This is a genomic window from Pseudomonas sp. RC3H12 (assembly GCF_018596375.1).
In the GTDB taxonomy this organism is placed as follows: Bacteria; Pseudomonadota; Gammaproteobacteria; order Pseudomonadales; family Pseudomonadaceae; genus Aquipseudomonas.
In genome coordinates, this window is the sequence record NZ_CP075595.1 from 3,263,827 (window position 1) to 3,288,851 (window position 25,025).

Annotated in this window: 27 protein-coding genes; 11 read left to right on the forward strand and 16 right to left on the reverse strand. The window is 63.6% G+C overall.

The window, feature by feature from the left end; genetic code table 11:
- Positions 1-6: 6 nt before the first annotated feature.
- The 9 genes from KHO27_RS14845 to flgB all read right to left on the reverse strand — a co-directional run bounded on the left by KHO27_RS14845 (position 7) and on the right by flgB (position 6,821).
- Positions 7-1,116, reverse strand: a complete 1,110-nt coding sequence (locus KHO27_RS14845) for a flagellar basal body P-ring protein FlgI (protein WP_110702472.1) — start codon at positions 1,114-1,116, stop codon at positions 7-9.
- A gap of 12 nt (positions 1,117-1,128) precedes the next feature.
- On the reverse strand, positions 1,129-1,824 hold the full coding sequence (gene flgH / locus KHO27_RS14850; RefSeq protein ID WP_110702406.1) for a flagellar basal body L-ring protein FlgH: 696 nt from the start codon (positions 1,822-1,824) through the stop codon (positions 1,129-1,131).
- 79 nt (positions 1,825-1,903) lie between these two features.
- Complete coding sequence (gene flgG / locus KHO27_RS14855; RefSeq protein ID WP_110702404.1) at positions 1,904-2,689, reverse strand: flagellar basal-body rod protein FlgG; 786 nt, start codon at positions 2,687-2,689, stop codon at positions 1,904-1,906.
- 48 nt (positions 2,690-2,737) lie between these two features.
- Positions 2,738-3,478, reverse strand: a complete 741-nt coding sequence (locus KHO27_RS14860; protein WP_110702402.1) for a flagellar basal body rod protein FlgF — start codon at positions 3,476-3,478, stop codon at positions 2,738-2,740.
- 160 nt (positions 3,479-3,638) lie between these two features.
- The gene (locus tag KHO27_RS14865; protein WP_111532653.1) at positions 3,639-3,833 is read right to left on the reverse strand and encodes a hypothetical protein; all 195 of its coding nucleotides are present in this window, start codon (positions 3,831-3,833) and stop codon (positions 3,639-3,641) included.
- Positions 3,834-3,902: 69 nt separating this feature from the next.
- Positions 3,903-5,225, reverse strand: a complete 1,323-nt coding sequence (gene flgE, locus KHO27_RS14870; RefSeq protein ID WP_214500417.1) for a flagellar hook protein FlgE — start codon at positions 5,223-5,225, stop codon at positions 3,903-3,905.
- 30 nt (positions 5,226-5,255) lie between these two features.
- Positions 5,256-5,954, reverse strand: a complete 699-nt coding sequence (flgD, locus tag KHO27_RS14875) for a flagellar hook assembly protein FlgD (protein WP_111532651.1) — start codon at positions 5,952-5,954, stop codon at positions 5,256-5,258.
- A 13-nt stretch (positions 5,955-5,967) separates the two neighbouring features.
- Positions 5,968-6,411, reverse strand: a complete 444-nt coding sequence (gene flgC, locus KHO27_RS14880) for a flagellar basal body rod protein FlgC (protein WP_023629792.1) — start codon at positions 6,409-6,411, stop codon at positions 5,968-5,970.
- A gap of 2 nt (positions 6,412-6,413) precedes the next feature.
- Positions 6,414-6,821, reverse strand: coding sequence for a flagellar basal body rod protein FlgB (gene flgB / locus KHO27_RS14885; RefSeq protein ID WP_110702392.1), 408 nt, complete (start codon positions 6,819-6,821; stop codon positions 6,414-6,416).
- Positions 6,822-7,084: 263 nt separating this feature from the next.
- Here flgB and KHO27_RS26270 point away from each other — a divergent pair, with 263 nt between their 5' ends.
- Positions 7,085-7,315, forward strand: coding sequence for a hypothetical protein (locus KHO27_RS26270; protein ID WP_110702390.1), 231 nt, complete (start codon positions 7,085-7,087; stop codon positions 7,313-7,315).
- Here the strand turns inward: KHO27_RS26270 and cheR are convergent.
- Both cheR and KHO27_RS14900 read right to left on the reverse strand, forming a co-directional pair.
- On the reverse strand, positions 7,296-8,123 hold the full coding sequence (gene cheR / locus KHO27_RS14895; RefSeq protein WP_110702388.1) for a protein-glutamate O-methyltransferase CheR: 828 nt from the start codon (positions 8,121-8,123) through the stop codon (positions 7,296-7,298). The genes KHO27_RS26270 and cheR overlap by 20 nt on opposite strands.
- 52 nt (positions 8,124-8,175) lie before the next feature.
- Positions 8,176-9,105 carry a chemotaxis protein CheV gene (locus KHO27_RS14900; RefSeq protein WP_110702387.1) on the reverse strand — a complete coding sequence of 310 codons (930 nt, stop codon included), beginning with the start codon at positions 9,103-9,105 and terminating at the stop codon, positions 8,176-8,178.
- Positions 9,106-9,168: 63 nt separating this feature from the next.
- On the opposite strand from KHO27_RS14900, the gene flgA reads away from it, so the two are divergent.
- The 4 genes from flgA (at position 9,169) to KHO27_RS14920 (ending at position 11,759) form a co-directional block, all read left to right on the forward strand.
- On the forward strand, positions 9,169-9,918 hold the full coding sequence (flgA, locus tag KHO27_RS14905) for a flagellar basal body P-ring formation chaperone FlgA (protein ID WP_110702470.1): 750 nt from the start codon (positions 9,169-9,171) through the stop codon (positions 9,916-9,918).
- Positions 9,919-10,095: 177 nt separating this feature from the next.
- The gene (gene flgM, locus KHO27_RS14910) at positions 10,096-10,410 is read left to right on the forward strand and encodes a flagellar biosynthesis anti-sigma factor FlgM (RefSeq protein ID WP_110702385.1); all 315 of its coding nucleotides are present in this window, start codon (positions 10,096-10,098) and stop codon (positions 10,408-10,410) included.
- A gap of 47 nt (positions 10,411-10,457) precedes the next feature.
- Positions 10,458-10,925 carry a flagella synthesis protein FlgN gene (locus KHO27_RS14915; protein WP_023629787.1) on the forward strand — a complete coding sequence of 156 codons (468 nt, stop codon included), beginning with the start codon at positions 10,458-10,460 and terminating at the stop codon, positions 10,923-10,925.
- A 90-nt stretch (positions 10,926-11,015) separates the two neighbouring features.
- A complete protein-coding gene (locus KHO27_RS14920; RefSeq protein WP_102683074.1) occupies positions 11,016-11,759 on the forward strand; it encodes a flagellar brake protein in 744 nt (247 codons plus the stop codon).
- A gap of 66 nt (positions 11,760-11,825) precedes the next feature.
- Here the strand turns inward: KHO27_RS14920 and KHO27_RS14925 are convergent, their stop codons facing one another.
- The 3 genes from KHO27_RS14925 to bkdR form a co-directional block, all read right to left on the reverse strand.
- Positions 11,826-13,154, reverse strand: a complete 1,329-nt coding sequence (locus KHO27_RS14925; RefSeq protein WP_110702383.1) for an MFS transporter — start codon at positions 13,152-13,154, stop codon at positions 11,826-11,828.
- Between the two features lie 130 nt (positions 13,155-13,284).
- A complete protein-coding gene (locus KHO27_RS14930; protein WP_178082033.1) occupies positions 13,285-14,526 on the reverse strand; it encodes a glutamine synthetase family protein in 1,242 nt (413 codons plus the stop codon).
- A 204-nt stretch (positions 14,527-14,730) separates the two neighbouring features.
- A complete protein-coding gene (gene bkdR, locus KHO27_RS14935; RefSeq protein ID WP_028691050.1) occupies positions 14,731-15,219 on the reverse strand; it encodes a Bkd operon transcriptional regulator BkdR in 489 nt (162 codons plus the stop codon).
- Positions 15,220-15,417: 198 nt separating this feature from the next.
- Here bkdR and KHO27_RS14940 point away from each other — a divergent pair, with 198 nt between their 5' ends.
- The 4 genes from KHO27_RS14940 to lpdA are packed head-to-tail and all read left to right on the forward strand — an operon-like array spanning position 15,418 to position 20,361.
- Positions 15,418-16,650: a 3-methyl-2-oxobutanoate dehydrogenase (2-methylpropanoyl-transferring) subunit alpha gene (locus KHO27_RS14940; RefSeq protein WP_094011875.1), complete on the forward strand. Its 1,233-nt coding sequence runs from the start codon at positions 15,418-15,420 to the stop codon at positions 16,648-16,650.
- Between the two features lies 1 nt (position 16,651).
- On the forward strand, positions 16,652-17,710 hold the full coding sequence (locus KHO27_RS14945) for an alpha-ketoacid dehydrogenase subunit beta (protein WP_038706568.1): 1,059 nt from the start codon (positions 16,652-16,654) through the stop codon (positions 17,708-17,710).
- Complete coding sequence (locus KHO27_RS14950; RefSeq protein ID WP_110702379.1) at positions 17,711-18,979, forward strand: dihydrolipoamide acetyltransferase family protein; 1,269 nt, start codon at positions 17,711-17,713, stop codon at positions 18,977-18,979.
- 2 nt (positions 18,980-18,981) lie between these two features.
- Positions 18,982-20,361 (forward strand): dihydrolipoyl dehydrogenase, encoded by a 1,380-nt coding sequence (lpdA, locus tag KHO27_RS14955; RefSeq protein ID WP_110702377.1) that lies wholly within the window; start codon positions 18,982-18,984, stop codon positions 20,359-20,361.
- 72 nt (positions 20,362-20,433) lie between these two features.
- Here the strand turns inward: lpdA and KHO27_RS14960 are convergent, their stop codons facing one another.
- Positions 20,434-21,432 (reverse strand): sensor domain-containing diguanylate cyclase, encoded by a 999-nt coding sequence (locus KHO27_RS14960; protein ID WP_110702375.1) that lies wholly within the window; start codon positions 21,430-21,432, stop codon positions 20,434-20,436.
- Between the two features lie 220 nt (positions 21,433-21,652).
- Between KHO27_RS14960 and KHO27_RS14965 the strand changes: the two genes are divergently transcribed.
- On the forward strand, positions 21,653-22,213 hold the full coding sequence (locus tag KHO27_RS14965; RefSeq protein ID WP_214500418.1) for a hypothetical protein: 561 nt from the start codon (positions 21,653-21,655) through the stop codon (positions 22,211-22,213).
- A gap of 19 nt (positions 22,214-22,232) precedes the next feature.
- Here the strand turns inward: KHO27_RS14965 and KHO27_RS14970 are convergent, their stop codons facing one another.
- Positions 22,233-23,636 carry an aminotransferase-like domain-containing protein gene (locus KHO27_RS14970; RefSeq protein ID WP_214500419.1) on the reverse strand — a complete coding sequence of 468 codons (1,404 nt, stop codon included), beginning with the start codon at positions 23,634-23,636 and terminating at the stop codon, positions 22,233-22,235.
- A gap of 186 nt (positions 23,637-23,822) precedes the next feature.
- On the opposite strand from KHO27_RS14970, the gene KHO27_RS14975 reads away from it, so the two are divergent.
- On the forward strand, positions 23,823-25,025 hold the full coding sequence (locus KHO27_RS14975) for a benzoate/H(+) symporter BenE family transporter (protein ID WP_214500420.1): 1,203 nt from the start codon (positions 23,823-23,825) through the stop codon (positions 25,023-25,025).

The window sequence follows — 25,025 nt, forward strand, 5'->3', positions numbered from 1 at the left end:
GCGTCCTCAGATCACGATCAGGTCGGCCTGCAACGCGCCGGCCTGCTTCAGGGCTTCGAGGATCGCCATCAGGTCACCCGGCGCCGCGCCAACCTGGTTCACCGCCCGCACGATCTCATCCAGCGTGGTACCCGGGCCGAACTTGAACATCGGCTTGGCCTCCTGCTCAGCATTGACCCGCGACCGCGGCACCACGGCGGTCTGGCCATTGGAGAACGGCCCCGGCTGGCTGACGATCGGGTCTTCGGTGATGGTCACGGTCAGGCTGCCGTGGGTCACCGCCGCTGGCGAGACCTTGACGTTCTGGCCGATGACGATGGTGCCGGTACGCGAGTTGATGATCACCTTGGCCACGGCCTGGCCCGGGTCGATCTCGAGGTTCTCGAGAATGGACAGGTAATCCACGCGCTGGCTGGGGTCCATCGGCGCGGTGACCCGCACCGAGCCACCATCGAGCGCCTGCGCCACGCCTGGCCCAAGCAGTTCGTTGACCTTGTCGACGATGCGCTTGGCGGTGGTGAAGTCCGGACGGTTGAGGTTCAGCGTGAGGCTGTTGCCCTGGTTGAAACCACTTGGCACCGCACGCTCGACCGAAGCACCGCCTGGAATGCGACCGGCGGACGGGACGTTGACGGTGATCTTCGAGCCATCGCGGCCTTCAGCGTCGAAACCACCGACCACGAGGTTGCCCTGAGCGATGGCGTAGACGTTGCCGTCGATACCCTTGAGCGGCGTCATCAAAAGGCTACCGCCGCGCAGGCTCTTGGAGTTGCCGATCGACGACACGGTGATGTCGACTACCTGGCCGGGCTTGGCGAAGGCCGGCAGATCGGCATGCACCGATACCGCGGCAACGTTCTTCAACTGCACGTTGCCCGAGCCTGGTGGCACCTTGATGCCGAACTGCGACAACATGTTGTTGAAGGTCTGCAGGGTGAACGGAGTCTGGGTGGTCTGGTCACCGGTACCGTTCAGGCCCACCACCAGACCGTAGCCGATCAGCTGGTTGGCACGCACGCCGGAAATGCTGGCGATATCCTTCAGGCGCTCGGCGTGGGCACCGAAGGCACAGGACAGAAGCAGAGTCGCGGCAATCAACCGCCTAGCGTTGAACATGGTCATCCGTACTCAGAAAGGCCAGAGCGGGCTGATGAAGAAACGGTCCAGCCAACCAGGCTGGCTGGCATCGGCGAACGAGCCAGTGCCCGAATAGGTGATGCGCGCGTCGGCCACACGGGTGGACGGCACGGTGTTGTCGGTAGCGATGTCGTCAGCCCGCACCAGGCCGGCGATGCGTACCAGCTCCTCGCCGGTATTCAGGGTCATCCACTTCTCGCCACGCACCGCGATGATGCCGTTGGGCAGCACTTCAGCCACGGTGACAGTGATCGAACCGGTCAGGGTGTTGCCCTGGGTCGCCTTGCTGTCACCCTTGGTGGAGCGGTCACCGCTGTAACCGGCCTCGAGGGTGAGGTCGCCGCTGCCCAACGGATTGTTGGTGTTGGGCACGGTACCGAACAGCGAGGTCAAGCCGAGGTTGGCCTTGCTGTTCTTCTGGATCTGCGAGCCGGCATTCTTGCTCGCCGAGGTACGCTCGTTGAGGGTGATGGTGATGATGTCGCCAACCCGGAACGCCTTGCGGTCGGTGTACAGGCCCTGCTCGAAACCGGCCTGGTAGATCGAACCGTTGTTGGCCGCCGCCGGCAACGGGGTACGCGGCAGGACCGGCGCATAGTACGGATCGTTGGGCTTGGGCGGCGGCGCGACGCAACCGGCCAACGATACCGCCCCCCCCAGGGCGAACACGGACAACAGACGTTTCATGACGCTTACCTCTAGGCAAAACAGGCGCTGCAACAGCGAGCGGATGGTCAGCGGCCCGCACCCGGCGGGCCGCCACGGCTTACAGCTGCTGGGTGACGAACGACAGCATCTTGTCGGCGGCGGAGATGACCTTGGAGTTCATCTCGTAGGCGCGCTGGGTGGTGATCATGTTCACCAGCTCTTCGACGGTACTGACGTTGGAGGCTTCCAGGGTCTGCTGCTGGGTGGTGCCGAAACCGTTCAGGCCCGGCGTGCCGATTTGTGGCGCACCGCTGGCGGCGGTCTCAAGGAACAGGTTGCCGCCGATGGCCTGCAGGCCGGCCGGGTTGATGAAGTCGGCGGTCTGGATGTTGCCAATGATCTGCGCGGCCGGGTTGCCGGTGGTGGTGATAGAGACGGTGCCGTCCCGGCCGACGGTGAAAGTCTGCGCATCTGGCGGCACGACGATGGCCGGCTCCAGGGCGAAGCCGTTGGCGGTAACGATCTGGCCGTCGGAATTCAGGTGGAAGGTACCGTCACGGGTGTATGAAACGGTGCCGTCAGGCTGCAAGATCTGGAAGAAACCGCGACCGTTGACCGCCACGTCCAACGGGTTCTCGGTGGTCTGCAGGCTGCCTGCGGTGAAGCTCTTCTGGGTGCCGACGATGCGCACACCGGTACCGACCTGCAGGCCCGAAGGCAGCTCGCTGTCCTGGGTCGACTGTGCACCAGGCTGGCGTTTGATCTGGTACAGCAGGTCCTGGAACTCGGCGCGATCACGCTTGAAGCCGGTGGTCGAGACGTTGGCCAGGTTGTTGGAGATGACCGCGAGGTTGGTGTCCTGGGCGGACAGGCCGGTTTTAGCGACCCAAAGAGCCGGAAGCATTTAGTGTTCTCCTCGTGCGCCTGTTTTACGGCACCCGTTCAAATGTAGTTAGCCGATTTGCAAAACCCGAGCCATGGCTTCATCGCCTTCCTTGGCCGCGTTCATCATCTTGATGTGCAGTTCGAACTGACGGGACAGCGCCAGCACCGAGGTCATTTCCTCGACGGCGTTGACGTTGCTCGATTCCAGGAAGCCCGAAACCAGGCGGACGTTGACGTCGGCGTCGGCTGGCTGGCCGCTGGCGGTGTGAATCATGCCGTCCAGCCCCTTGGTCATGCCCTTGATATCCGGGTTGACCAGCTTGATCCGGTCGACCTCGGCCATCACCCGCGGGTCCTCGCCCATGGCGCGGATGCTGATGGTGCCGTCGTCGCCGACCTCGACCTTCTGCTCGGGAGGAATCGCGATCGGGCCACCGTTGCCGATGACCGGCATGCCGTTGCCGGCACGCAGCACGCCCAGGGCGTCAATGTTCAGGCTACCAGTACGCACATAGACTTCGCTGCCATCGGGGGCCTGCACGGCGATGAAGCCCTTGCCGGCAACCGCCACGTCCAGTTCGCGACCGGTCTCGACCAGCGCACCTTCACTGAAGTCGGTAGCCGGACGCTCGGTCATGGCAAAGGCACGTGCCGGAAAGCTGTCGCCAAACACCGGCATCGAACGGGCCTGCTCCAGGTCGCGCTGGAAGCCATTGGTGGAAACGTTCGCCAGGTTGTTGGCATGGGCCTTTTGCGCCAGCGCGTTCTGGCTGGCACCGGTCATGGCCACATAAAGCATCTTGTCCACAGCATCTCCTCTACGCGAACCTTGCCGCGCTGTCGTTGGCAAGGGCAAAGCAATTATCGAACCAACATTACAAAGCCCCGTAACACGGGGCTTTCAGGGCATCCTATGGCGGTTGGCGTCAGTTTATCGGCGAATACTTGCCGCAGGCGGCAAACCCACGTCAGTCGTCACGACAGGCGCCGTTACGGTAGGGACCGGAATGACGCCTCCAGCCCTCGCCCGGATCGTTAGCCGAGCACATGTAGCGCCCGGTCGCCAGGCTTTGCCACTGATACCAGGGCGCCGGCGCGGCCCCCAGCGACAGCGCCACCAGCAACGTACCGGCCACGACCACGAACACCGACAACTTCTTCATGACTTCACTCTCCGCACTGCCAGATGTGAAAAAGCCCCTGCGGGCAGGGGCTTTTTCACGCCACGATCATCAGGTCATCTGGATGATGGTCTGCATGATGGTGCTTTCGGTGGAAATGGTCTTGGCGTTGGCCTGGTAGTTGCTCTGCGCCTTGATCAGGTTGACCAGCTCACCGGTCAGGTCGACGTTGGAGTCTTCCAGGGAGCTGCCGGCGATACGGCCCAGGGTGCCGGTGTCCGGCCCGCCGATGATCGGCACGCCCGAAGCGTAGGACTCTTTCCAGGCAGTGGCGCCGACCGGAGTCAGGCCCTGCAGGTTGGCGAAGTTGGCGATCACCACCTGGCCGATGACCTTGTTCTGGCCATTGGTGAAGTTGGCGAACATGTTGCCGCTCTGGTCCACGGTCAGGCCGGCCAGCTCACCGGTGGCATAACCGTCCTGGTCCTTGGCGGTGGTGGCCGAGGCCGCGTTGAACTGAGTGGTGGCCAGCATGTCCAGGGTCACACCACCGGTACGCGCGGTGGCGCCATTGCCGACCCAGGCACCTGCGGCGTTCTTCTCGGCCGGCACCCAGCCGGTCAGCTGGAAGGTCTTGTCGGCGGCGATGGTTAGGCCACCGGTGACCGCACCGGCCGTCATGGCCGCAGTATCGAGCTTGCCACCCGAGGTGAACGGCAGCTTGTTGACCAGCGGCGTGGGCAGGGTCGGGTCGGCGGGGTTGCGACCATCGATAGTGGTGTGCATGGTCCAGGAGTTGGTGCCGGTATCCTTGACGAAGTACTGGTTCATCTGGTGCTCGTTACCCTGGCTGTCGTAGACCGGGGTATTGAAGGTGTAGTTGTAGCTTTTGACATTGGTCGGGTCGAATGGCGTAACCGAAGGCGCGGCGTCGCTGGAGTTCAGGTTGACGGTTTCGGAAATGCGGCCGGTCGGTTTCGGCGACAGGTTCGAGGTGTCAATCTTCAGGTTGGTCAGCGAGCCCTGGATGACCTTGCCGTTCTCATCCACCGGGTAGCCTTGCAGGTTGGCGCCATTGGCATTGACCACATAGCCTTCCTTGTCGCTGTAGAAGGCACCGGAGCGGGTGTAGATACGCGAACCGTTGTCGTTCAGGGCGAAGAAGCCGTTGCCATCGATGGCCATGTCCAGCGCCTGACCGGTGCCGTTGATGTTGCCCGGGTTGAACATCTGCGAGACCGCCATGGTCTTCACGCCGCTGCCCACCTGGGTCTTGCCGCCGGCGGTGCCGCGGATGGACTGCGAATACTGGTCGCCGAACTCGGCGCGCGACGCCTTGAAACCCTTGGTGGCAACGTTGGCAATGTTGTTGCCGGTAACGTTCAGTGCCTTGTTCGCCGCATAGAGACCGCTAAGGCCGATATTGAAAGACATGTACTCGCTCCTTGTGCCGATTCTGCGGCGTTAAATTCCGATGGTGGTGACTTTGGAGATGCCGACTTTGCCGATGCCAGCCAGGTCGAGCATCATCTCGCTGCCGTTCTGGAAGCTGACACTGTTGACCTTGGCTGGCAGCAGCGTGGCCAGCGTCTTGGCCTTGCCGTCGACCTTGGTCTCGGCACTGAAGGTGTAGGTACCCGGATCGACCTTCTCACCCTTGTCATTGGTGCCATCCCAGATGAAGTCGGCGGTGCCGGCCTTCTGCGCCCCAAGCTCGATGGTTTTGACCACCTTGCCGTCCTTGTCCTTGATGGTGACCTCGCCTTCGGTAATGTTCGACGGCACCACGACCTGACCATTGAAGCTCTTGGTGGTATCGACCACCGCCTTGTCGCTCGCCACGATCACCGAACGGCCGACCAGCGAGGTGGCCTGCAATGCCTGGGACGAACCGATGCCAGTGAGGATGCCGTCGACCGACTCCTTCAACGACTGGATGCCTTCGAGGCTGCTGAACTGCGCCAGCTGCGCGACGAACTCGCCGTTGTCCTGAGGATCGAGCGGGTTCTGGTTCTTCATCTGCGTCACCAGCAACTGCAGGAACGCATCTTTACCCAACGCGCTACCGGCCTGCCCGGTATTGGCGTTGTTCTTGTTGGCAGGTCTTTGCAGCGACTCTAGAAAGCTACTGCCGACCTTGGTATCAGTATTGGTGGTAGTCATTTCGGCTCCCTGCTTACTGACCCAGGGTCAGCACTTTCTGCATCATGTTCTTGGCGGTGTTCATCAGCTCGGCGTTGGTCTGGAACGCACGGCTGGCGGAGATCATGTCAGCCATCTCCTCGACCACGTTGACGTTCGGGTAGTAGACATAGCCGTCCTTGTTCGCCGCCGGGTGGTTCGGCTCGTAGCGGGCCTCGAGGTTGCTCTGATCCTCGATGATGCCCTTGACCTGCACGCCCTGCCCCGCCTCGCCCTGGTCTTCGAACAGCGACTGGCCGGCGCCGCCTTGGGCCTGCTGGAAGGTGGTGGCGAACACCGGATGACGGGCACGGTAGGTCTGGTCGATGCTCGAAGACACCGTCTCGGCGTTGGCGATGTTCGAGGCAACGGTGTTCAGGCGCGTGTTCTGCGCACTCATGCCGCTACCGGCGATGTTGAAGACACTGGCAAGGGACATGGTCACTCTCCACGCAGGGCCGATACCAGCCCTTTGAATTTACTGTTGAGCAGGGTGAAGCTGGCCTGGAAGCCAACGGCGTTTTCCGTGTAGTTCGATTGCTCGATCTGCGCATCGACGGTGTTCTGGTCGATCGATGGCTGCATCGGGGTGCGGTACTTCAGGGTGTCATCCATCATCGCCAGGCCTTCGGCCTCGATATGGCGATTATTGGTGCGGTCCAGGGCAATGCGGCCGTTCTGCTGCTTGTCGGACTCGGCGGCGAGCACGGACGAGAAGTCCATGTCGCGCGCCTTGTAGTTGGGCGTATCGGCGTTGGCGATGTTGTTGGCCAGCACCTCGGCGCGCTGGGCGCGGAAGCCCAGTGCCTTTTCGTGGATGCCGAGCGCCTTGTCGAAGCTGATGCTCATATCGGGGAAACCTTCAGAGGTTGACCAGAGTTTCGTTGGCTTAGGCTTTAGCAAGGGCTGTGCCAACCACTGCAACCCCTGGAAACAGTGGAGATGCCGGGCATCCGGCAGATGGCTATGCCAGAAAAGCGGCAAAGTGCTTCCGCTTGACGCGCAGCGAGCGGCAATTGCCAGGCGGCAAAAGCGGCAAAACAAAAAATTGACGTCAAAGCCATGTATCTATTAGCCATCACTCCGGTAGCATTCGCACCCCGCGCAAACCTATGGCTTCAACGACGAAGCGCGAGATCGCCGGCACCCGCGCCAAGTCGGACTACGATAGCAACCTGCTGAGGCTGAACCTGATTGGCGGCTACGGCTGGCAGGTCAATCCGCGCCTACGGGTCGAACCCCGCCTTGCCGCGCGCAGCAGGCAGCGCTTTTCGCACCATCAAAAAGGCCGGTATCTCGCGATACCGGCCTTTTTGATGAGCCTCACTTGGCCTGGTAGATGATGCCCGGGCTGCACTGAACCATCTGGTAATGGTCGGGCAGCCCGTTGAGCGCCTCGGACGCCCCAAGGAACAGGTACCCCCCAGGCTTGAGCGTGCCGTGAATACGCATGAGGATGTCCTTCTTGACCTGGGCCGAGAAGTAGATCAGCACGTTGCGGCAGAACACGATGTCGAACTTGCCCAGCGGCGCATAGCTGTCGAGCAGGTTGTAGGAGCGGAACTCGACGCGGCTGCGGATCGGCGCCTTAATTGCCCAGCGCCCCGGCCCCTTGGTGTCGAAGTAGCGCTGAAGGCGCTCCTGCGACAGGCCACGGGCGATGGCCAGGCTGTCGTACTCACCGGTCTTGCAGTTGGTGAGCATGGCGCCGGACAGGTCGGTGGCGACGATCTGCGCGCCCATCTTCAACTGGCCAAGGTTGGTCCGCTCGAACTCGTCGATGGCCATCGACAGCGAGTACGGCTCCTGCCCGGAGGAACAGGCCGCCGACCAGATGCGCAGGCGCTGGCCCGGGTTGTTCTTGATGAACTCCGGGATGACCTTGCTCTTGAGCACCTCGAACGGGTAGGTATCGCGAAACCACAGCGTCTCGTTGGTGGTCATGGCATCGACCACCTGCTCGCGCAGACCACTGCGCGGCTGGGTCTGGATGCGTTGCACCAGCTCGCCCAGCGACTTGATGCCCTGTTGCTCCATCAGCTTGTTGAGACGGCTGGAGACCAGGTACTGCTTATTCTCGCCCAGCAGGATGCCACAGGCTTTCTCCAGGAAGACCCGGAACTGTTCGAAATCCAAATTACCCGTAGACAATGCTGCCGCCTCTTTATAAATCGCTAGCGCCAGGGACAAACCCCGGCCGTTTTCAATGGCTCGCCTTGATCCGATCGACCACGCGCTGGGCGAGGTCATCCGGCTTGAACTTGGCCAGGAAGTCATCGGCGCCGACCTTCTTGACCATCGCCTGGTTGAATACCCCGGACAACGAAGTATGCAGGCAGATGTGCAACTTTTGCATGCGCGGATCGCTGCGAATCTCCGCCGTGAGGGTATAGCCGTCCATTTCCGGCATTTCAATATCCGAGATCATCATGAGGAACTCGTCCTCTGGCCGCTTGCCCTCGTCGACCAGCTTGCGCAGGTAATCCAGGGCCTGACGACCATCATTGAGCGCCACCACCTCGACCCCCACGGTCTGCAGGCAACGGCTTACCTGCTTGCGCGCCACCGACGAGTCATCGACGGTCAGCACTCGCAGCATCACCGCCTTGTCCTGCACCTCGGCATCGATCACACCATCCGACACAGACTCGGACGATGGCGCCACCTCGGCCAGGACCTTCTCCACATCGATGATCTCGACCATACGATTGTCGACCCGAGTCACGGCGGTCAGGTAATGATCTCGCCCGGTGCCCTTGGGTGGCGGATGGATCTCTTCCCAGTTCATGTTGACGATGCGTTCGACCGAGTGCACCAGAAAACCCTGGGTCTTGGTGTTGTACTCGGTGATGATCACGAAACTGTTGCGCGTCTCTTCCTTCAACTGCGGAAGGCCCGTGGCCATCGACAGGTCCAGGATCGGGATGGTCGCCCCCCGAATGTTGGCCACGCCGCGCACCACCGGATGAGACCTGGGCAGCAAGGTCAGGTCCGGGCACTGCAGTACCTCGCGCACCTTGAACACATTGATGCCGTAGAGCTGATCGCCATTGAGGCGAAACAACAACAACTCCAGGCGGTTCTGCCCCACCAGTTGCGTGCGCTGGTTGACCGAATCCATCACTCCAGCCATGCCGGACTCCTTCAACGATTGCCTGTGTACCAAATCGGCACGGGCTTTGCTTTTTTGAACGCCATGTACACGAAAACGACAAATTTCCGACGACTGACGCGCCTGTTGACCGGCTCACTGGCCGCCCTGTGCCTGCTGGCACCCGGCATACGTACGCTGGCGGACTCTTTTACCTTGCCTGAACAGCTTATCGGTGTCACTCAAGGGTTTCTTGAATTCACCGTAGAGGATTATCTGGCGACCACCCAGACGCCGGGGCGCTACGAGATCCAGGTCAACACCCTGGACCCGCGCCTGCGCATGCCGCTGTGCAGCCAGCAACTGGATGCCTCACTGGAAAGTTCGACGCCCCTGGGACGGGTCACGGTACGGGTGCGTTGCGATGGCGCGGCGCCCTGGACCGTGTTCGTCCCGGCCCAGGTGCGCCTGCTGCGCGACGTGGTGGTCATGACCCGTCCGCTCAAGCGCGAAAGCGTGGTCGGCGAAGGCGATGTGGCCATGCGCGAGCGCGATGTGGGCACGCTGGGGCCCGGCTACCTGACCCAACTGGACCAGGCACTGGGCATGAAGCTGCTGCGCCCCACGGTGCTCGACCAGGTGTTGACGCAACAGCATCTGGAGCAGGCCGAAGTGGTGCGCAAGGGCGACCACGTGGTGATCATCGCCCGCAGCGGCAGCCTCAGCGTGCGCATGCCGGGCGAGGCATTGGACAAGGGCGGCCTACAGACGCAGATCCGCGTGCGCAACCTGAACTCCAAGCGCGTGGTCAAGGCTCGGGTTACCGGGCCCGGCCAGGTCGAGGTGGCCATGTAGCAACACCCCGCGTCGGCATACTGACAGAACGCTGGCGATGTGGAACCGCGCCCCCTAAACTGTGTCACACATCGGGTTGCGCACGCGTGTCGAAAGGCGGTGATGCATTCACGCCTAAAGTTTTGCTCGGGTAGGCCGAAAGCAAGGCATGCGTCCTAATTCCCAGGGGTTTTGAACATGGTCATCGACTTTAGTCGTCTAAACAATTCTCCGTCCGTCACGGGCGGCGTTCGCGGCAATGCCGCACCGGGCACCGCCGATAAAGCCGGCGCGGCCAGTGAAGCGCCAAAGCAGGCCAATGCCAGCGGAGAAGCCGTACACCTGAGCCCAGAGGCCCAGCAATTGCAGAAGATCAGCGACAAGCTGCGCGACCAGCCAACCGTCAACAGCGCCCGCGTGGCCGAGTTGAAGCAAGCGATCGCAGATGGCAGCTACAAGGTCGATGCCGACCGTGTCGCCAGCAAACTGCTTGATTTCGAAGCCCAGCGCTGACCTTCAGGCGCGCTGACTTCAAGGACGCAACCCGCCAAGAGTTAGCCATGCACGACATCACCCTGCTGCAACTGATCGAAAACGACATCGCGCCAACGCAGGAACTGCTCGAACTCCTGCAAAACGAAGCGATAGCCCTGCACGGCCGGGATATGCTGGCCCTGGAGCACATCCTGGCCCGTAAACAGTCGTTGATCATCTTGCTCGAGCAGCAGGGCAAGCGCCGCAGCCAGCTGCTGCTGGAGCTAGGCCTGAGCGCCGATCGCGCAGGTGCGCAGGCGCTGGCCGCGCAGTCGAGCAATGGCGAGGCCATCATGAGCCGGCTCGATGCCCTGGGCGAGCTGATGGATGCCTGCCAGCAGGTCAACGAGACCAACGGCCGGATCATCCAGGTACAGCAGCAGACCACGGCCAACCAGATCAGAATCCTTCAGGGTGGCGATTCTCCGTCGCTCTACGACAGCCGTGGCGGTACCTCGCCAATGGCCAAGCCCCGCGCACTCAGCCAAGTGTGATTAGTTCTATCTTAGTTATATCAAGGCACGGAACATACTGGCAAAATGCCGTAACTTGCGTGTGCCGTTTTGCCTGGAGATTGATAACCCGTGTTCAATGAATCCGATGCTCCCCAGCCCCCAAAGGTGCTGACCACCCCTTTGGAGATCGCGGCCAACTTGCGCCAGCTGCTGGATAGCCACGACCCACTGATCATCAGCTTCCATGAGCGCAGCCAGCGGTTCCAGAGCTATGTGGTGCATGTCGACCGGGAAAGCGGTGTCCTGGCACTGGATGAAATGATCCCTCGCGACGGCGAGAAGTACATCGAGAGCGGCGAACCCTTCCGCGTCGAAGGCTTCCACGACGGCGTGCGCATCGCCTGGGAAAGCAACATACCGCTGACCATCACCGAGATCGACGGCCACCGCTGCTACCGTGGCCCGCTGCCCGAGGAAGTGACCTATCACCAACGCCGCAATGCCTTCCGCGCCGCGCTGAAGCTGTCGCAACTGGTCGACGTGACCCTCGACGGCACCCACCTCAAGGGCAATGGCGCGTTGCGCGGCAAACTGCTGGATATCTCGGCCACCGGCTGCAAACTGCGCTTCGACGGCAACGTCGAGGACCGCCTGCAACTAGGCCAGGTCTATGAGCGCTTCAAGGCCGGCACCCCACTGGGGTTGACCGACACCCTGGTCGAACTGCGCCACCTGCACTTCGAAGAGCGCATCAACACCACCTTCGCCGGGGTGCGCTTCCACAACCTCAACGGCCAGGCCCAGCGCAAGATCGAGAGCTTCGTCTATCAGTTGCAGCGTGAAGCGCGGCGGTTCGACAAGGACGACTATTGATCGTCGCCAGCCCATGAAAAACGCCACCCCTCGGGTGGCGTTTTCGTTGGTGCCCGGGCAGGCCGCCTAGGACATCGATTTGCCCACCTCGCCTTGCGCCTGCGCACCGGCATCCTCCTCGGTATCTTCCGCCGCCACCGGCGCCTGCATCACATCCTGCACCGTCTGCTCATCCACCCGCGGGTCGAGGGCCGCCGACAAGGGCGAGCCCGCCGCTGGCATCGCCACGTGCCCCAGCGGCGCATCCTGGACCTGGTGCAGCCCAGTGACTGCCTTGGGCCGAATGCGCCACACCAGCACCAACGCGAAGAACACGAAGAAGGCGTAGAGCATCTGCGCGCCCAGCAGCTTCATCAACACCCCGGCCGCCAACGGTCCGATACAGGCGCCCACACCATAAGTGACCAGCAGCATCGCGGTCAGCGAGACCCGCCGCTCACTCTCCACGTGGTCATTGGAGAACGCCACCGCCAAGGGATACAGGCAGAACTGCAACAGCGAAATGACAAAGCCCATGGCGAACAGCAGCTCGAGCGGAACCCCCGGCAGGATCGCCAGCGGCGCGGCAGCCAGGGCCAGGCCGATGGCCACGCTGCGGATCAGTACGGCGCGGTCATAGCGGTCGGAAAGCCAGCCCAGCGGCCACTGCACCAGCAGCCCGGCAAAGATGCAGCAGCCCATGAACAGGCCGATCTGCTCGGTGCTCAGCCCCTGGCTGGACGCATACAGCGGCGCCAGGCCATAGAAAGAGCCGACGATCAGGCCCGAACCGAGTACCGTGGACAGCGATTGCGGCACGCGCTTGATGAAGAACTTCGGCTCCATCGGTGCCGGGCGCAACGGCGCGGGGTGAATGCGCCGGGTCATGGCCACCGGCACCAGGCACAAGGCAAAGCACATAGCCACCAGCATCAGCAGTTCCGGCCCCAGTTGCGGGTGCACCACCAGGATCAACTGGCCGAGTACCAGCCCCAGGTAGGAGGCAATCATGTAGCCGCTGAACACCGCGCCACGGTGCTTGGCGTCGGCCTGTTCGTTGAGCCAGCTCTCGATAACCATGTACTGGCACATCATGCCCAGGCCGACGATCATGCGCAGCCCGACCCAGGCCGGCAGCCAGTTGGTCAGTCCATGCCCGAGCACAGCGGCGCCGACGATGCCGGCACAGGTGGCATAGGCGCGGATATGCCCGACCCGGCCGATCAATCGGTGCCCTACCTTGCCCCCCACCGCCAGGCCAAAGTAGTTGGCCGCCATCAGCGCACCGATCCACAGGCTGTCGACATGATCGGCGGCCAGGCGCAAGGCCAGGTAGGTACTCAGCAGGCCCGAGCCGATCAGCATCATCAAGGCGGCGAAGTACAGCGACTGAAACGGCTTCCAGATATTTCGCATACGTCCCGTCAAGCTCCTTGACCAGGTGGCGTTGGGTTGCAGGCAAGCATAAAAGCAAATCCATCTTGGCACAGGCCCCCAGGCAGCAAAAAGAGCCGTGGGGGCGCATTCGGTAGCGGTCGTGTCGCGCTCAGGCCTGCGCGGCCAGCACGCGGCGCTCCCAGGGGGTGATTTCATCGAAGAAATCGCTCAGCTCCAGGGTCTTGGTGGCGATGTAGCCTTCGATAAACTCCCTGCCGAACAGTTCCCGCGCCAGGTCGCTGCGCTTGAGCCGCTCAAGCGCGGCATGCAGGGTGCAAGGGAGGCTGAGGTGTTCCGGCACCTCGAACTCGCCCTGGATGGCCGGCGTCGGCGCGATCTGCCGCTCAATACCGTGCAGGCCAGCGGCAAGGCTCGCGGCAATGGCCAGGTAGGGGTTGGCATCGGCGCCCGGCAGGCGGTTCTCCACCCGCCGCGCCACAGGCGAGCTGGCCGGGATACGCAGGCCTGCGGCACGGTTGTCCTCGGACCAGCAGGCGTTGTTCGGTGACGCATAGGGGTGGCACAGGCGCTGGTAGGAATTGACGTTCGGCGCGAACAGCGCGGTGAAGTCGGCCAGACAGGCCTGCAGGCCACCGATGAAATGGTGGAAGGTGTCGGTCGCCCTGCCCTGCTCGTCGCTGAACACATTGCGCCCACTGCCGACCTCCACCAGGCTCTGGTGAATATGCATCGAACTGCCGGGCGTGTGCGCCAGTGGCTTGGCCATGCACACCACGGTCAGGCCATGTTTGAGCGCGACCTCCTTGAGCAGGTGCTTGAACAGGAAGGTCTGGTCGGCCAGCAGCAACGGATCGCCGTGCAGCAGGTTGATCTCGAACTGGCTGACGCCCATCTCGTGCATGAAGGTGTCGCGTGGCAGGCCCAGCGCCGCCATGCAGCGGTACACCTCGTTGAAGAACGGCCGCAGACCGTTGTTGGAGCTGACACTGAAGGCCGAGTGGCCCATTTCCCGGCGTCCGTCCTTACCCAGCGGCGGCTGGAACGGCTGGTTCGGGTCACTGTTGGCGGCGAACACGAAGAACTCCAGCTCGGTCGCCACCACCGGTGCCAGCCCGCGCTGGGCATACCGGGCGATCACCGCCTTGAGCTGGCCACGGCTGGACAACCCCGAAGGAGTGCCATCGAGCTCCACCGCATCGCAGATCGCCAATGCCCGAGGTTCGTCGCTCCAGGGCAGGCGGTGGATCTGCGAGGGTTCGGCCACCAACGCGAGGTCACCATCGTCGCTGCCATAGTATTTTGCCGCCGGGTAACCGCCCATGATGCACTGCAGCAGCACACCACGGGCCATCTGCAGACGACGTCCCTCTAGGAAGCCCTCGGCGGTCATCACCTTGCCGCGGGGCACGCCATTGAGGTCGGGGGTGACGCACTCGATTTCATCGATGCCCTCCAGGAGCACTGCCTGGTTGCGCGGGCCTTCGGTCGTCATGACGCTGTCCTTCTTGTTGTGTTCGCATGCCGGGAATGGCGACGCACACAACATAGGCCGGGGGTGTTTAAAATATCAAGCACCCCAGGCACCGCGCCCGGATCATTGCTCGCGCAACGTCATGCCATTGGCCGGCAGCGGCAACGCGGTCTTGTAGCGCACCTGCTTCAAGGCAAAGCTGGAGCGAATGTTCGCCACCCCGGGCAAGCGGGTCAGGTAATCGAGAAAGCGCTCCAGTGCCTGGATACTTGGCAGCAGGACCCGCAGCAGATAATCCGGGTCGCCGGTCATCAGGTAGCACTCCATCACCTCTGGGCGCTCGGCAATTTCTTCCTCGAAGCGATGCAGCGACTGCTCCACCTGCTTTTCCAGGCTGACGTGGATGAACACGTTCACATCCAGCCCCAGCGCCTCGGGCGACAGCAGCGTGACCTGCTGGCGGATCACCCCCAGCTCCTCCATGGCCTTGACCCGGTTGAAGCACGGTGTGGGCGACAGGTTGACCGAGCGCGCCAGCTCCGCGTTGGTGATGCGGGCGTTTTCCTGCAGGCTGTTGAGGATGCCGATATCCGTTCGATCCAGTTTACGCATGAGAGAAATTGACCTGGTTTTTGTGTTTGTACGGAATGTTTATCTGCGCCGCCGGACAAAGGCAATGAACTTGAGAGAAAAATTCTCCTGCCGTCCCCCTATGATGTAAAAAGACGCTGACCTGCCAGTCACGAGCCGGCAGTCAGCGGCGGCCGCTTCAAAGCTCACAAAAACAACATTCGAGCGAGCGTAAAAAGCATGAACGAGTACGCCCCCCTGCGTCTGCATGTGCCCGAGCCTACAGGCCGGCCAGGCTGCCAGACCGATTTCTCCTACCTGCGCCTGAACGACGCAGGTCAAGTCCGTAAACCCCCTATTGATGTGGAAGCCGCCGACACCGCGGACCTTTCCTACAGCCTCGTGCGCGTGCTCAACGAGCATGGCGACGCCGTTGGCCCGTGGGCCGAGGGCATCGAGCCGCAGGTGCTGCGCCAGGGCATGCACGCCATGCTCAAGACGCGCATCTTCGACAGCCGCATGGTGGTTGCCCAGCGTCAGAAGAAGATGTCCTTCTACATGCAGAGCCTGGGCGAGGAAGCCATCGGCAGCGGCCAGGCCCTGGCCCTGAACCGCACCGACATGTGCTTCCCCACCTATCGCCAGCAGAGCATCCTGATGGCCCGCGACGTGTCGCTGGTCGACATGATCTGCCAGCTGCTGTCCAACACCCGTGACCCGCTCAAGGGCCGCCAGCTGCCGATCATGTATTCGGTGCGCGAGGCCGGCTTCTTCACTATCAGCGGCAACCTGGCCACTCAGTTCGTCCAGGCGGTCGGCTGGGCCATGGCCTCGGCGATCAAGGGCGATACCAAGATCGCCTCGGCGTGGATCGGTGACGGCGCCACCGCCGAGTCCGACTTCCACACTGCGCTCACCTTCGCCCACGTCTACCGCGCCCCGGTGATCCTCAACGTGGTCAACAACCAGTGGGCGATCTCGACCTTCCAGGCCATCGCCGGGGGCGAGTCGACCACCTTCGCCGGCCGTGGCGTGGGTTGCGGCATCGCTTCGCTGCGAGTGGACGGCAACGACTTCATCGCGGTCTACGCCGCTTCGCGCTGGGCCGCCGAACGCGCCCGCCGCGGCCTGGGCCCGACGCTGATCGAGTGGGTCACCTACCGCGCCGGCCCGCACTCGACTTCGGACGACCCGTCCAAGTACCGCCCGGCCGACGACTGGAGCCACTTCCCGCTGGGCGACCCGATCGCCCGCCTCAAGCAGCACCTGATCAAGCTTGGCCACTGGTCCGAGGAAGAGCACCAGGCGGTCACCGCCGAGCTCGAGGCCGAGGTGATCAAGGCGCAGAAGGACGCCGAGCAGTTCGGCACCCTGAGCAACGGCCATATCCCCAGCGCCGCGTCGATGTTCGAGGACGTGTACAAGGAAATGCCCGACCACTTGCGCCGTCAGCGCCAGGAACTGGGGGTCTGAGATGAACGATCACAACAACAGCATCCATCTGGAAAACGCCATGTCCACCACCACCATGACCATGATCCAGGCCCTGCGCTCGGCCATGGATGTCATGCTTGAGCGCGATGACAACGTGGTGGTCTATGGCCAGGACGTTGGCTACTTCGGCGGCGTATTCCGCTGCACAGAGGGCCTGCAGACCAAGTACGGCAAGTCCCGCGTGTTCGACGCGCCGATCTCCGAGAGCGGTATCGTCGGCACCGCCGTGGGCATGGGCGCCTATGGCCTGCGCCCGGTGGTCGAGATCCAGTTCGCCGACTACTTCTACCCAGCCTCCGACCAGATCGTCTCGGAGATGGCCCGCCTGCGCTATCGCTCGGCCGGTGAATTCATCTCCCCGCTGACCCTGCGCATGCCTTGCGGTGGCGGCATCTACGGCGGCCAGACCCACAGCCAGAGCCCCGAGGCGATGTTCACCCAGGTCTGCGGCCTGCGCACCGTCATGCCATCGAACCCCTACGACGCCAAGGGCCTGCTGATCGCCTCGATCGAGTGCGACGATCCGGTGATTTTCCTGGAGCCCAAGCGCCTGTACAACGGCCCGTTCGACGGCCACCACGACCGTCCGGTGACGCCGTGGTCCAAGCACCCGCATAGCGCTGTGCCGGATGGTTACTACAGCGTGCCGCTGGACAAGGCGGTAATCACCCGTCCAGGCAACGACGTCACCGTGCTGACCTACGGCACCACCGTGTATGTGTCGCAAGTGGCCGCCGAAGAGAGCGGCGTCGACGCCGAGGTCATCGACCTGCGCAGCCTGTGGCCGCTGGACCTGGAGACCATCGTCGAGTCGGTGAAGAAAACCGGCCGCTGCGTGGTCGTGCACGAAGCCACCCGCACCTGCGGCTTCGGCGCAGAACTGGTATCGCTGGTCCAGGAGCACTGCTTCCATCACCTCGAAGCGCCGATCGAGCGCGTCACCGGCTGGGATACCCCCTACCCCCACGCACAGGAATGGGCCTACTTCCCCGGCCCTTCGCGGGTAGGCGCGGCACTGAAACGGGTCATGGAGGTCTGAATGGGCACGCACGTCATCAAGATGCCGGACATTGGCGAAGGCATCGCGCAAGTCGAGTTGGTGGAATGGTTCGTCAAGGTCGGCGACATGATCGCCGAAGATCAAGTGGTGGCCGATGTCATGACCGACAAGGCCACCGTGGAAATCCCTTCGCCGGTCAGCGGCAAGGTGCTGGCCCTGGGCGGCCAGCCCGGTGAGGTGATGGCGGTCGGCAGCGAGCTGATCCGCATCGAGGTCGAAGGCAGCGGCAACCATGTCGACACGCCCCAGGCCAAGCCGGCCGAACCGGCACCGGCAGCGGTGCAGGTCGCGGCCCGCCCCGAGCCACGCGTCGAGCCCCAGCCGCAGGTTGCCGCAACCCACGCAACCGCGCCCATCGTGCCGCGCGAGGCCCACGACAAGCCGCTGGCCTCCCCGGCGGTACGCAAGCGCGCCCTGGATGCCGGTATCGAGCTGCGCTACGTGCACGGTAGCGGCCCGGCCGGGCGCATCCTGCACGAAGACCTCGACGCCTTCATCAGCAAGCCGCAGAGCAGTGCCGGGCAGGCACCCGGAGGCTACGGCAAACGCACCGACAGCGAGCAGGTGCCGGTGATCGGCCTGCGCCGTAAGATCGCCCAGCGCATGCAGGACGCCAAGCGTCGTGTCGCCCACTTCAGCTACGTCGAGGAAATCGACGTCACCGCCCTCGAGGCCCTGCGCCAGCAGCTCAACGCCAAGCATGGCGACAGCCGCGGCAAGCTGACCCTGCTGCCGTTCCTGGTGCGCGCCATGGTCGTCGCCTTGCGCGACTTCCCGCAGATCAACGCCACCTACGACGACGAAGCCCAGGTCATCACCCGCCACGGCGCGGTGCACGTCGGCATCGCCACCCAGGGTGACAACGGCCTGATGGTGCCCGTGCTGCGCCACGCCGAAGCCGGCAGCCTGTGGAGCAACGCCAGCGAGATCGCCCGTGTCGCTCACGCGGCGCGCAACAACAAGGCCAGCCGTGAAGAGCTGTCCGGCTCGACCATCACCCTGACCAGCCTCGGCGCCCTTGGCGGCATCGTCAGCACACCGGTGGTCAACACCCCGGAAGTCGCGATCGTCGGCGTCAACCGCATGGTCGAACGGCCGGTGGTGATCGACGGCCAGATCGTCGTGCGCAAGATGATGAACCTGTCCAGCTCGTTCGACCATCGCGTGGTCGACGGCATGGATGCCGCCCTGTTCATCCAGGCCGTGCGCGGCCTGCTGGAACAACCCGCCTGCCTGTTCGTGGAGTGATCATGCAAGAGCTCATCAACACCACCCTGCTGATCATCGGTGGCGGCCCCGGCGGCTACGTGGCCGCCATCCGCGCCGGGCAATTGGGCATCCCCACCGTGCTGGTCGAAGGCCAGGCCCTGGGCGGCACCTGCCTGAACATCGGCTGCATTCCGTCCAAGGCGCTGATTCATGTGGCCGAGCAGTTCCACCAGGCCAGCCGCTACACCGAACCTTCGCCGCTGGGCATCAGCGTGTCCTCGCCGCGCCTGGACATCAGCCGCAGCGTCGAGTGGAAGGACAGCATCGTCGACCGCCTCACCAGCGGCGTCGCCGCGCTGCTGAAAAAGCACGGTGTGAAGGTGATCCATGGTTGGGCGAAGATCCTCGATGGCAAGAGCGTCGAAGTCGACGGCCAGCGCATCCAGTGCGAACACCTGCTGCTGGCCACCGGCTCCAGCAGTGTCGAACTGCCGATGCTGCCGCTCGGCGGGCCGATCGTTTCCTCTACCGAAGCCCTGGCGCCCAAGGCCATGCCCGAGCACCTGGTAGTGGTCGGCGGCGGCTACATCGGCCTGGAGCTGGGCATCGCCTACCGCAAGCTCGGCGCCAAGGTCAGCGTGGTGGAAGCCCGCGAACGCATCCTGCCGACCTACGACGCGGAACTCACCGCGCCGGTGGCCGACTCGATCAAGAAACTCGGCATCGCCCTGTACCTGGGCCACAGTGTCGAAGGCTATGCCGACGGCTGCCTGCTGGCCAGCGACGGCCAGGGTGGGCAACTGCGCCTGGAAGCTGACCAGGTGCTGGTGGCCGTGGGCCGCCGTCCACGCAGCAAAGGCTTCGGCCTGGAAAGCCTGGACTTGAAGATGAACGGCGCCGCAATCGCCATTGATGAGCGCTGCCAGACCAGCATGCGCAACGTCTGGGCCATCGGCGACGTGGCCGGCGAGCCGATGCTGGCGCACCGGGCCATGGCCCAGGGCGAGATGGTCGCCGAGATCATCGCCGGCAAGGCACGACGCTTCGAGCCAGCCGCAATCGCCGCGGTGTGCTTCACCGACCCGGAAGTGGTGGTGGTCGGCAAGACCCCGGAGCAGGCCGGGCAGCAAGGTGTGGATTGCATCGTCGCGCAGTTCCCCTTCGCCGCCAACGGCCGGGCCATGAGCCTGGAGTCGAAGAGCGGCTTCGTGCGCGTGGTGGCTCGCCGTGACAACCATCTGATCCTCGGCTGGCAAGCGGTGGGCGTGGCGGTTTCCGAACTGTCCAGCGCCTTCGCCCAGTCCCTGGAGATGGGCGCGCGCCTGGAAGACATCGCCGGGACCATACATGCCCACCCGACACTGGGCGAGGCGGTGCAGGAAGCGGCGCTGCGCGCCTTGGGGCACGCACTGCACATCTGATTGAAGACACTGAAGCGGCACTAGCCGATTTGGCCCGCTGCGCCCCAGGCGACGCGGGTCTTTTTTCAGCCATCACTCGGCTACGGTGTTCTTGCCATCCGCCTTGGCCCGATACAGCGCCTGGTCCGCCCGTGCCAGCAATCCGCCGGCATCATCACCCTCACGCCACTGCACCACGCCATAGCTCATGGTCAGCTGACACGTGCCGATGGGCTCGATCGCCGCCATCGCCGCGCGGATCGCCGACGCCACCTCACAGGCGTGTTCCAGCGTTGTGCGCGGCAACACCACGGCAAACTCATCACCTCCCCAGCGGGCCAGCAACCCCCGGCCACCCAGGCACTGACGGATGCGCTCGGTGACCTCGATCAGCGCGGCATCGCCGCGGGCATGACCGTGCAGGTCGTTGATCGGCTTGAAATCGTCCAGGTCCATGGCGATCAGTGCCAGTGGCTCACGGAAGCGCCGGGCGCGCTCGCACTCCTGCTGAAGCGTCTTCTCCAGGCGATAGCGGTTGGCGGTACGGGTCAACGCATCGCGCTCGGCCAGTTCGCGGTTCTCATCCAGTTGCCGCTGCAACTGCTGGTTGACCCATGACAGCTCACGGGTACGCTCGGCCACCTGGCTCTCCAGCGATTGGTTGCGCTGCTCGAGCTCCTCCACCAGGCGCTTGCCTGCGTCGATATTGCGATGAGCCCCGAGCATGCGCGCCACCGAGCCATCCGCGTTGCGGGCGATGATATGGCCGCTGTCCTCGACCCACAGGTAACTACCATCGAGGCAACGGCACCGGTACTCGATACGGTAGCGCTCGTTGCGCTGGGTGATGTAGGCCTCGAAATGCGCCATCACCCGCGGATAGTCCTGCGGGTGTATCACGCTTTCCCAGGTCAGCACAGAGTTGTCCAGCGAGTGGCTGGGGTAACCCAGCATCGCGTACCAGCCTGGGCTGCGGTAGACGTAGCCGCTGTTGGCATCCCAGTCCCAGATGCCGTCGCTGATCAGCTCGAACAAGGTGTGCAATTGCTGCTCGGTGAAGCCGGCCGGTATCGGCTTTGCTGCCTGATTCATGGACGCTCTCCCTGTTGCCCAGCAACTGCGCCCCGTAACCGGTGCTGCCGACACTTGCTATTTTTTGCCGCTAGCGGCAATTCCGTTCCTCTGCCGGGCAAGCATATTCTGAGCGAGAGGCTGCCGGAATAGCCCTTTCGCCTTATTATGTCGCGCCACCATTGCTGGCACAGCTTTTGCCCCTGTTGTCGCCTCTCTAACATTCGCTCATGGAGGAAACATGCTTATCACAACGAACGGCCTGGGGTGGCAGACCGTGCAGCAACAGCAACGCAGTGTTCTCGAGCAGCCTGCGGCACAGCTGCCCACCCTCCAGCCGCTGATAGCCAGCGCGAAAACCTCGGCGCAACAGAACAATCAGGCCAGCACCTCGCAGCAGCACGCCGAAGACAATCGCAAGGAGGCCTTCGCCAAGCTGATGGTCATGCTGCAAAATCCTGACGCGGCCAAGCGTGAACAGGCCAGCGTGGGCAAACAGGAAGGCTCCAGCGCCCTGCAGGAGTTTCGCGATTACATGGCCAAGTCACCGGCGGAGAAGATCAAGGAAAAGATGCTGCAGGAGCTGGGCCTGACTCCTGAGAAGTATGGCGCGCTGCCGCCCGAGCAGAAAGTGAGGGTCGACCAGCTGATCGCCCAACGCTTGCAGGACGAGGTCGAGCGCAAAACCCAGGCCAGGCTCGAACAGCAGGCGCAGCGAGAACAGGCCACCACCCAGCCGCAAAGCGTCCTGACCTCGACAAATGACGATGATACCGAGCGACGCTACACCACCCAGCTTTGAGCCGGGCTTTGTCCCCGGTTCAGTAGAAGCGTTTCGGATCCCCTGACTCGAGCAGGCTGGCCAACTGGGTCAGGGCGAAGCGCAACTCCTCCCGGCTGGTCGGCGACATCAGCACGACCCGCACGCCACGCGGATCGCCCGTGCGCTCCACCTGGAACTGGCTGGCGCTCATGACCGCCACGCCATTGGCTCTCGCCAGCATCGCGAACTCGTCGCTGCGCCATGGCTCAGGCAAGTTGAGCCAAAGGTGGTAGCTGTGCGGCTGGCTTTGCAACGACGCATCGGTGAAGACTTCACGGGCGATGGCTTGGCGTGCCGCAGCCTCGGCGCGGTGCATGCGGATCAGTTGGTTGTCCAGCCCTTCGCCGATCACATGGCTGGCCAGTTGCGCGGTCAACGGCGAAGGCATCCATACCGTGCTGCGTACCATGGCAGTCAGCCGCGACAGCAGTTTCGGCGGGCTGTACAGGTAGCCGATGCGCAACGCCGGCATGACGGACTTGGACAGGCTGGTGAGGTAGATCGAACGCTCCGGCGCAAAAGTCGCCAGCGGCCGGGCCTGTGGGTCGGTGGCGAGGAAGCCGTAGATGTCGTCGTCCAGCAACAGGAAGTCGAACTCCTCCGCCAGCGCCGCGATCTGGGCACGGCGCTCGTTGGACATGATTGCCGTGGTCGGATTCTGGCAGGTTGCCACGCACACCAGCATGGCTGGCCGCTCGCGCTGGCAGATCTCGCGCAACGCCTCGGGGAGGATGCCCTGCTCGTCCATCGGCACACCATGCAGGCGGCGGCCCAGGCCGTGAGCCACGGAGATGATACCCGGGTAGCACAGCGACTCGCACAGCACCAGATCGCCCGCCGCGGTCAAGGCGCTGATCGCCACCATCAGCCCGTGCTGGGCGCCGCTGGTGATGACCACCTGCTGCCACTGCGCACCCGGCAACCACTGCCGCAACCATTGCGCGCCCGCCTCGCGATGCGCCGGATGGCCGCCGTCGGGGGCGTAGTCCAGCACCTGCTCCAGCCGCGTGGTATTGGCCAGTTCGGTCAGCGCATTGCGCAACCAGTACTGCAGGGTTTCGCCGTAGGGCTTGATGATCGACAGGTCGAGCACTTCGCTGCGGGCAACGGGCGCTGCGGCGGAGGTCGCGCGGGCAACGACAGGGGCCTCGCCCGTGTCGGCGATCCGGTCAAGAACGTAGGTGCCGCGGCCCACTTCGCCCTGGGTCAGGCCGCGCCGCGACGCCTCGGTGTAGGCGCGGCTGATGGTGCCTGGCGTAACGTCCAGTGCCTGCGCCAGTTCGCGTAGCGTCGGCAAGCGCTCGCCACGTCGCAGCACGCCACTGGCGATATCGTGCGCCAGCGCATCGGCGATGGTCAGGTAGACAGGCTGATTACTTTCGCTGATCCGTGGAACCCACATGAGACGGCTACCGGGCTTAAATGATTGAAATTTGAACACACAGACCGACTTGAGTCGATCCTCCGAGCGATTCAAGTTGTGAACAGCACCCGCGTGAGAGCTGCCCCACTTGAATTTAGGCCACGTTACCGTATAGATTCAATTTGAATCGAATCAATCGAATCAATCAACTCACCTGGACTCGCCATGGATAATCTCAGAAAGGATTTTTCCCTCTCCGCCCTGGTCGCCGGCCTGATCGCCGTGATCATCTCCTACGCCGGCCCCTTGATCATCGTGTTCCAGGCCGCCGACCAAGCCGGCCTGGGCAATGAAGCGACCGCATCTTGGATCTGGGCCATTTCCCTCGGCAGCGGCCTGACCGGCCTGCTGCTGAGCTGGAAACTGCGAGTACCGGTGATCACCGCCTGGTCCACGCCCGGCGCGGCGCTGCTGGTATCGATGCTGCCGAGCGTGTCACTGGCTCAAGCGGTGGGCGCCTATATCGTCGCCTCGCTGCTGATCGCGGTGATCGCCCTGAGCGGCGCCTTCGACAAGCTGATGAATCGCCTGCCAAAGGCCATCGCCGCGGCGATGCTGGCCGGAATCCTGTTCCGCTTCGGCGCCGAGCTGTTCAGCTCGATCCGCCTGCAGCCCGTGCTGGTGCTGTCGATGCTGGCGAGCTACCTGCTGTTCAAGCGCCTGTCGCCGCGCTACGCGATTCTTTCGGTGCTGATCGTCGGCTGCGGCCTCGCCGCCGGCCTGGGGCAGTTGGACACCCAGGCGCTGGTGCTGGAAATGACCGTCCCCACCTGGACCAGCCCGCAGTGGAGCTGGCAGGCCATTGTCAATATCGGCCTGCCCTTGGCGCTGGTGTCGCTCACCGGCCAATCGGTGCCCGGTATCGCCGTGCTGCGCACCTCCGGCTACCAGGTACCGGCACGCCCGATCGTCTCGGTCACCGCCCTGGGTTCGCTGCTGCTGGCACCATTCGGCTGTCACGGCGTCAACCTGGCGGCGATCACAGCGGCCATCTGCACCGGTCGCGAAGCCCACGAGAACCCGGACAAGCGCTATATGGCCGGCATGGCCTGCGGTGCCTTCTATCTGCTGATGGGCAGCTTCGGCGCCACCTTGGCCTCGGTGTTCTCCGCCCTGCCGAGGGAACTGATAGCCGCCCTCGCCGGCCTGGCACTGTTCGGCGCCATCGCCAACGGCCTGGTGGGCGCCATGAGTGACGAAAAACAACGGGAACCGGCGCTGATCACCTTCCTGGTCACCGCCTCTGGGATGAGCTTGCTCGGCCTTGGCGCCGCATTCTGGGGGCTAATCTTCGGGCTGGCTGCACACCTCGCCCTGAGCCACAGACAAACGACTCGACAGCCCCGGGAAGGCATCCAGGCAAGGTAA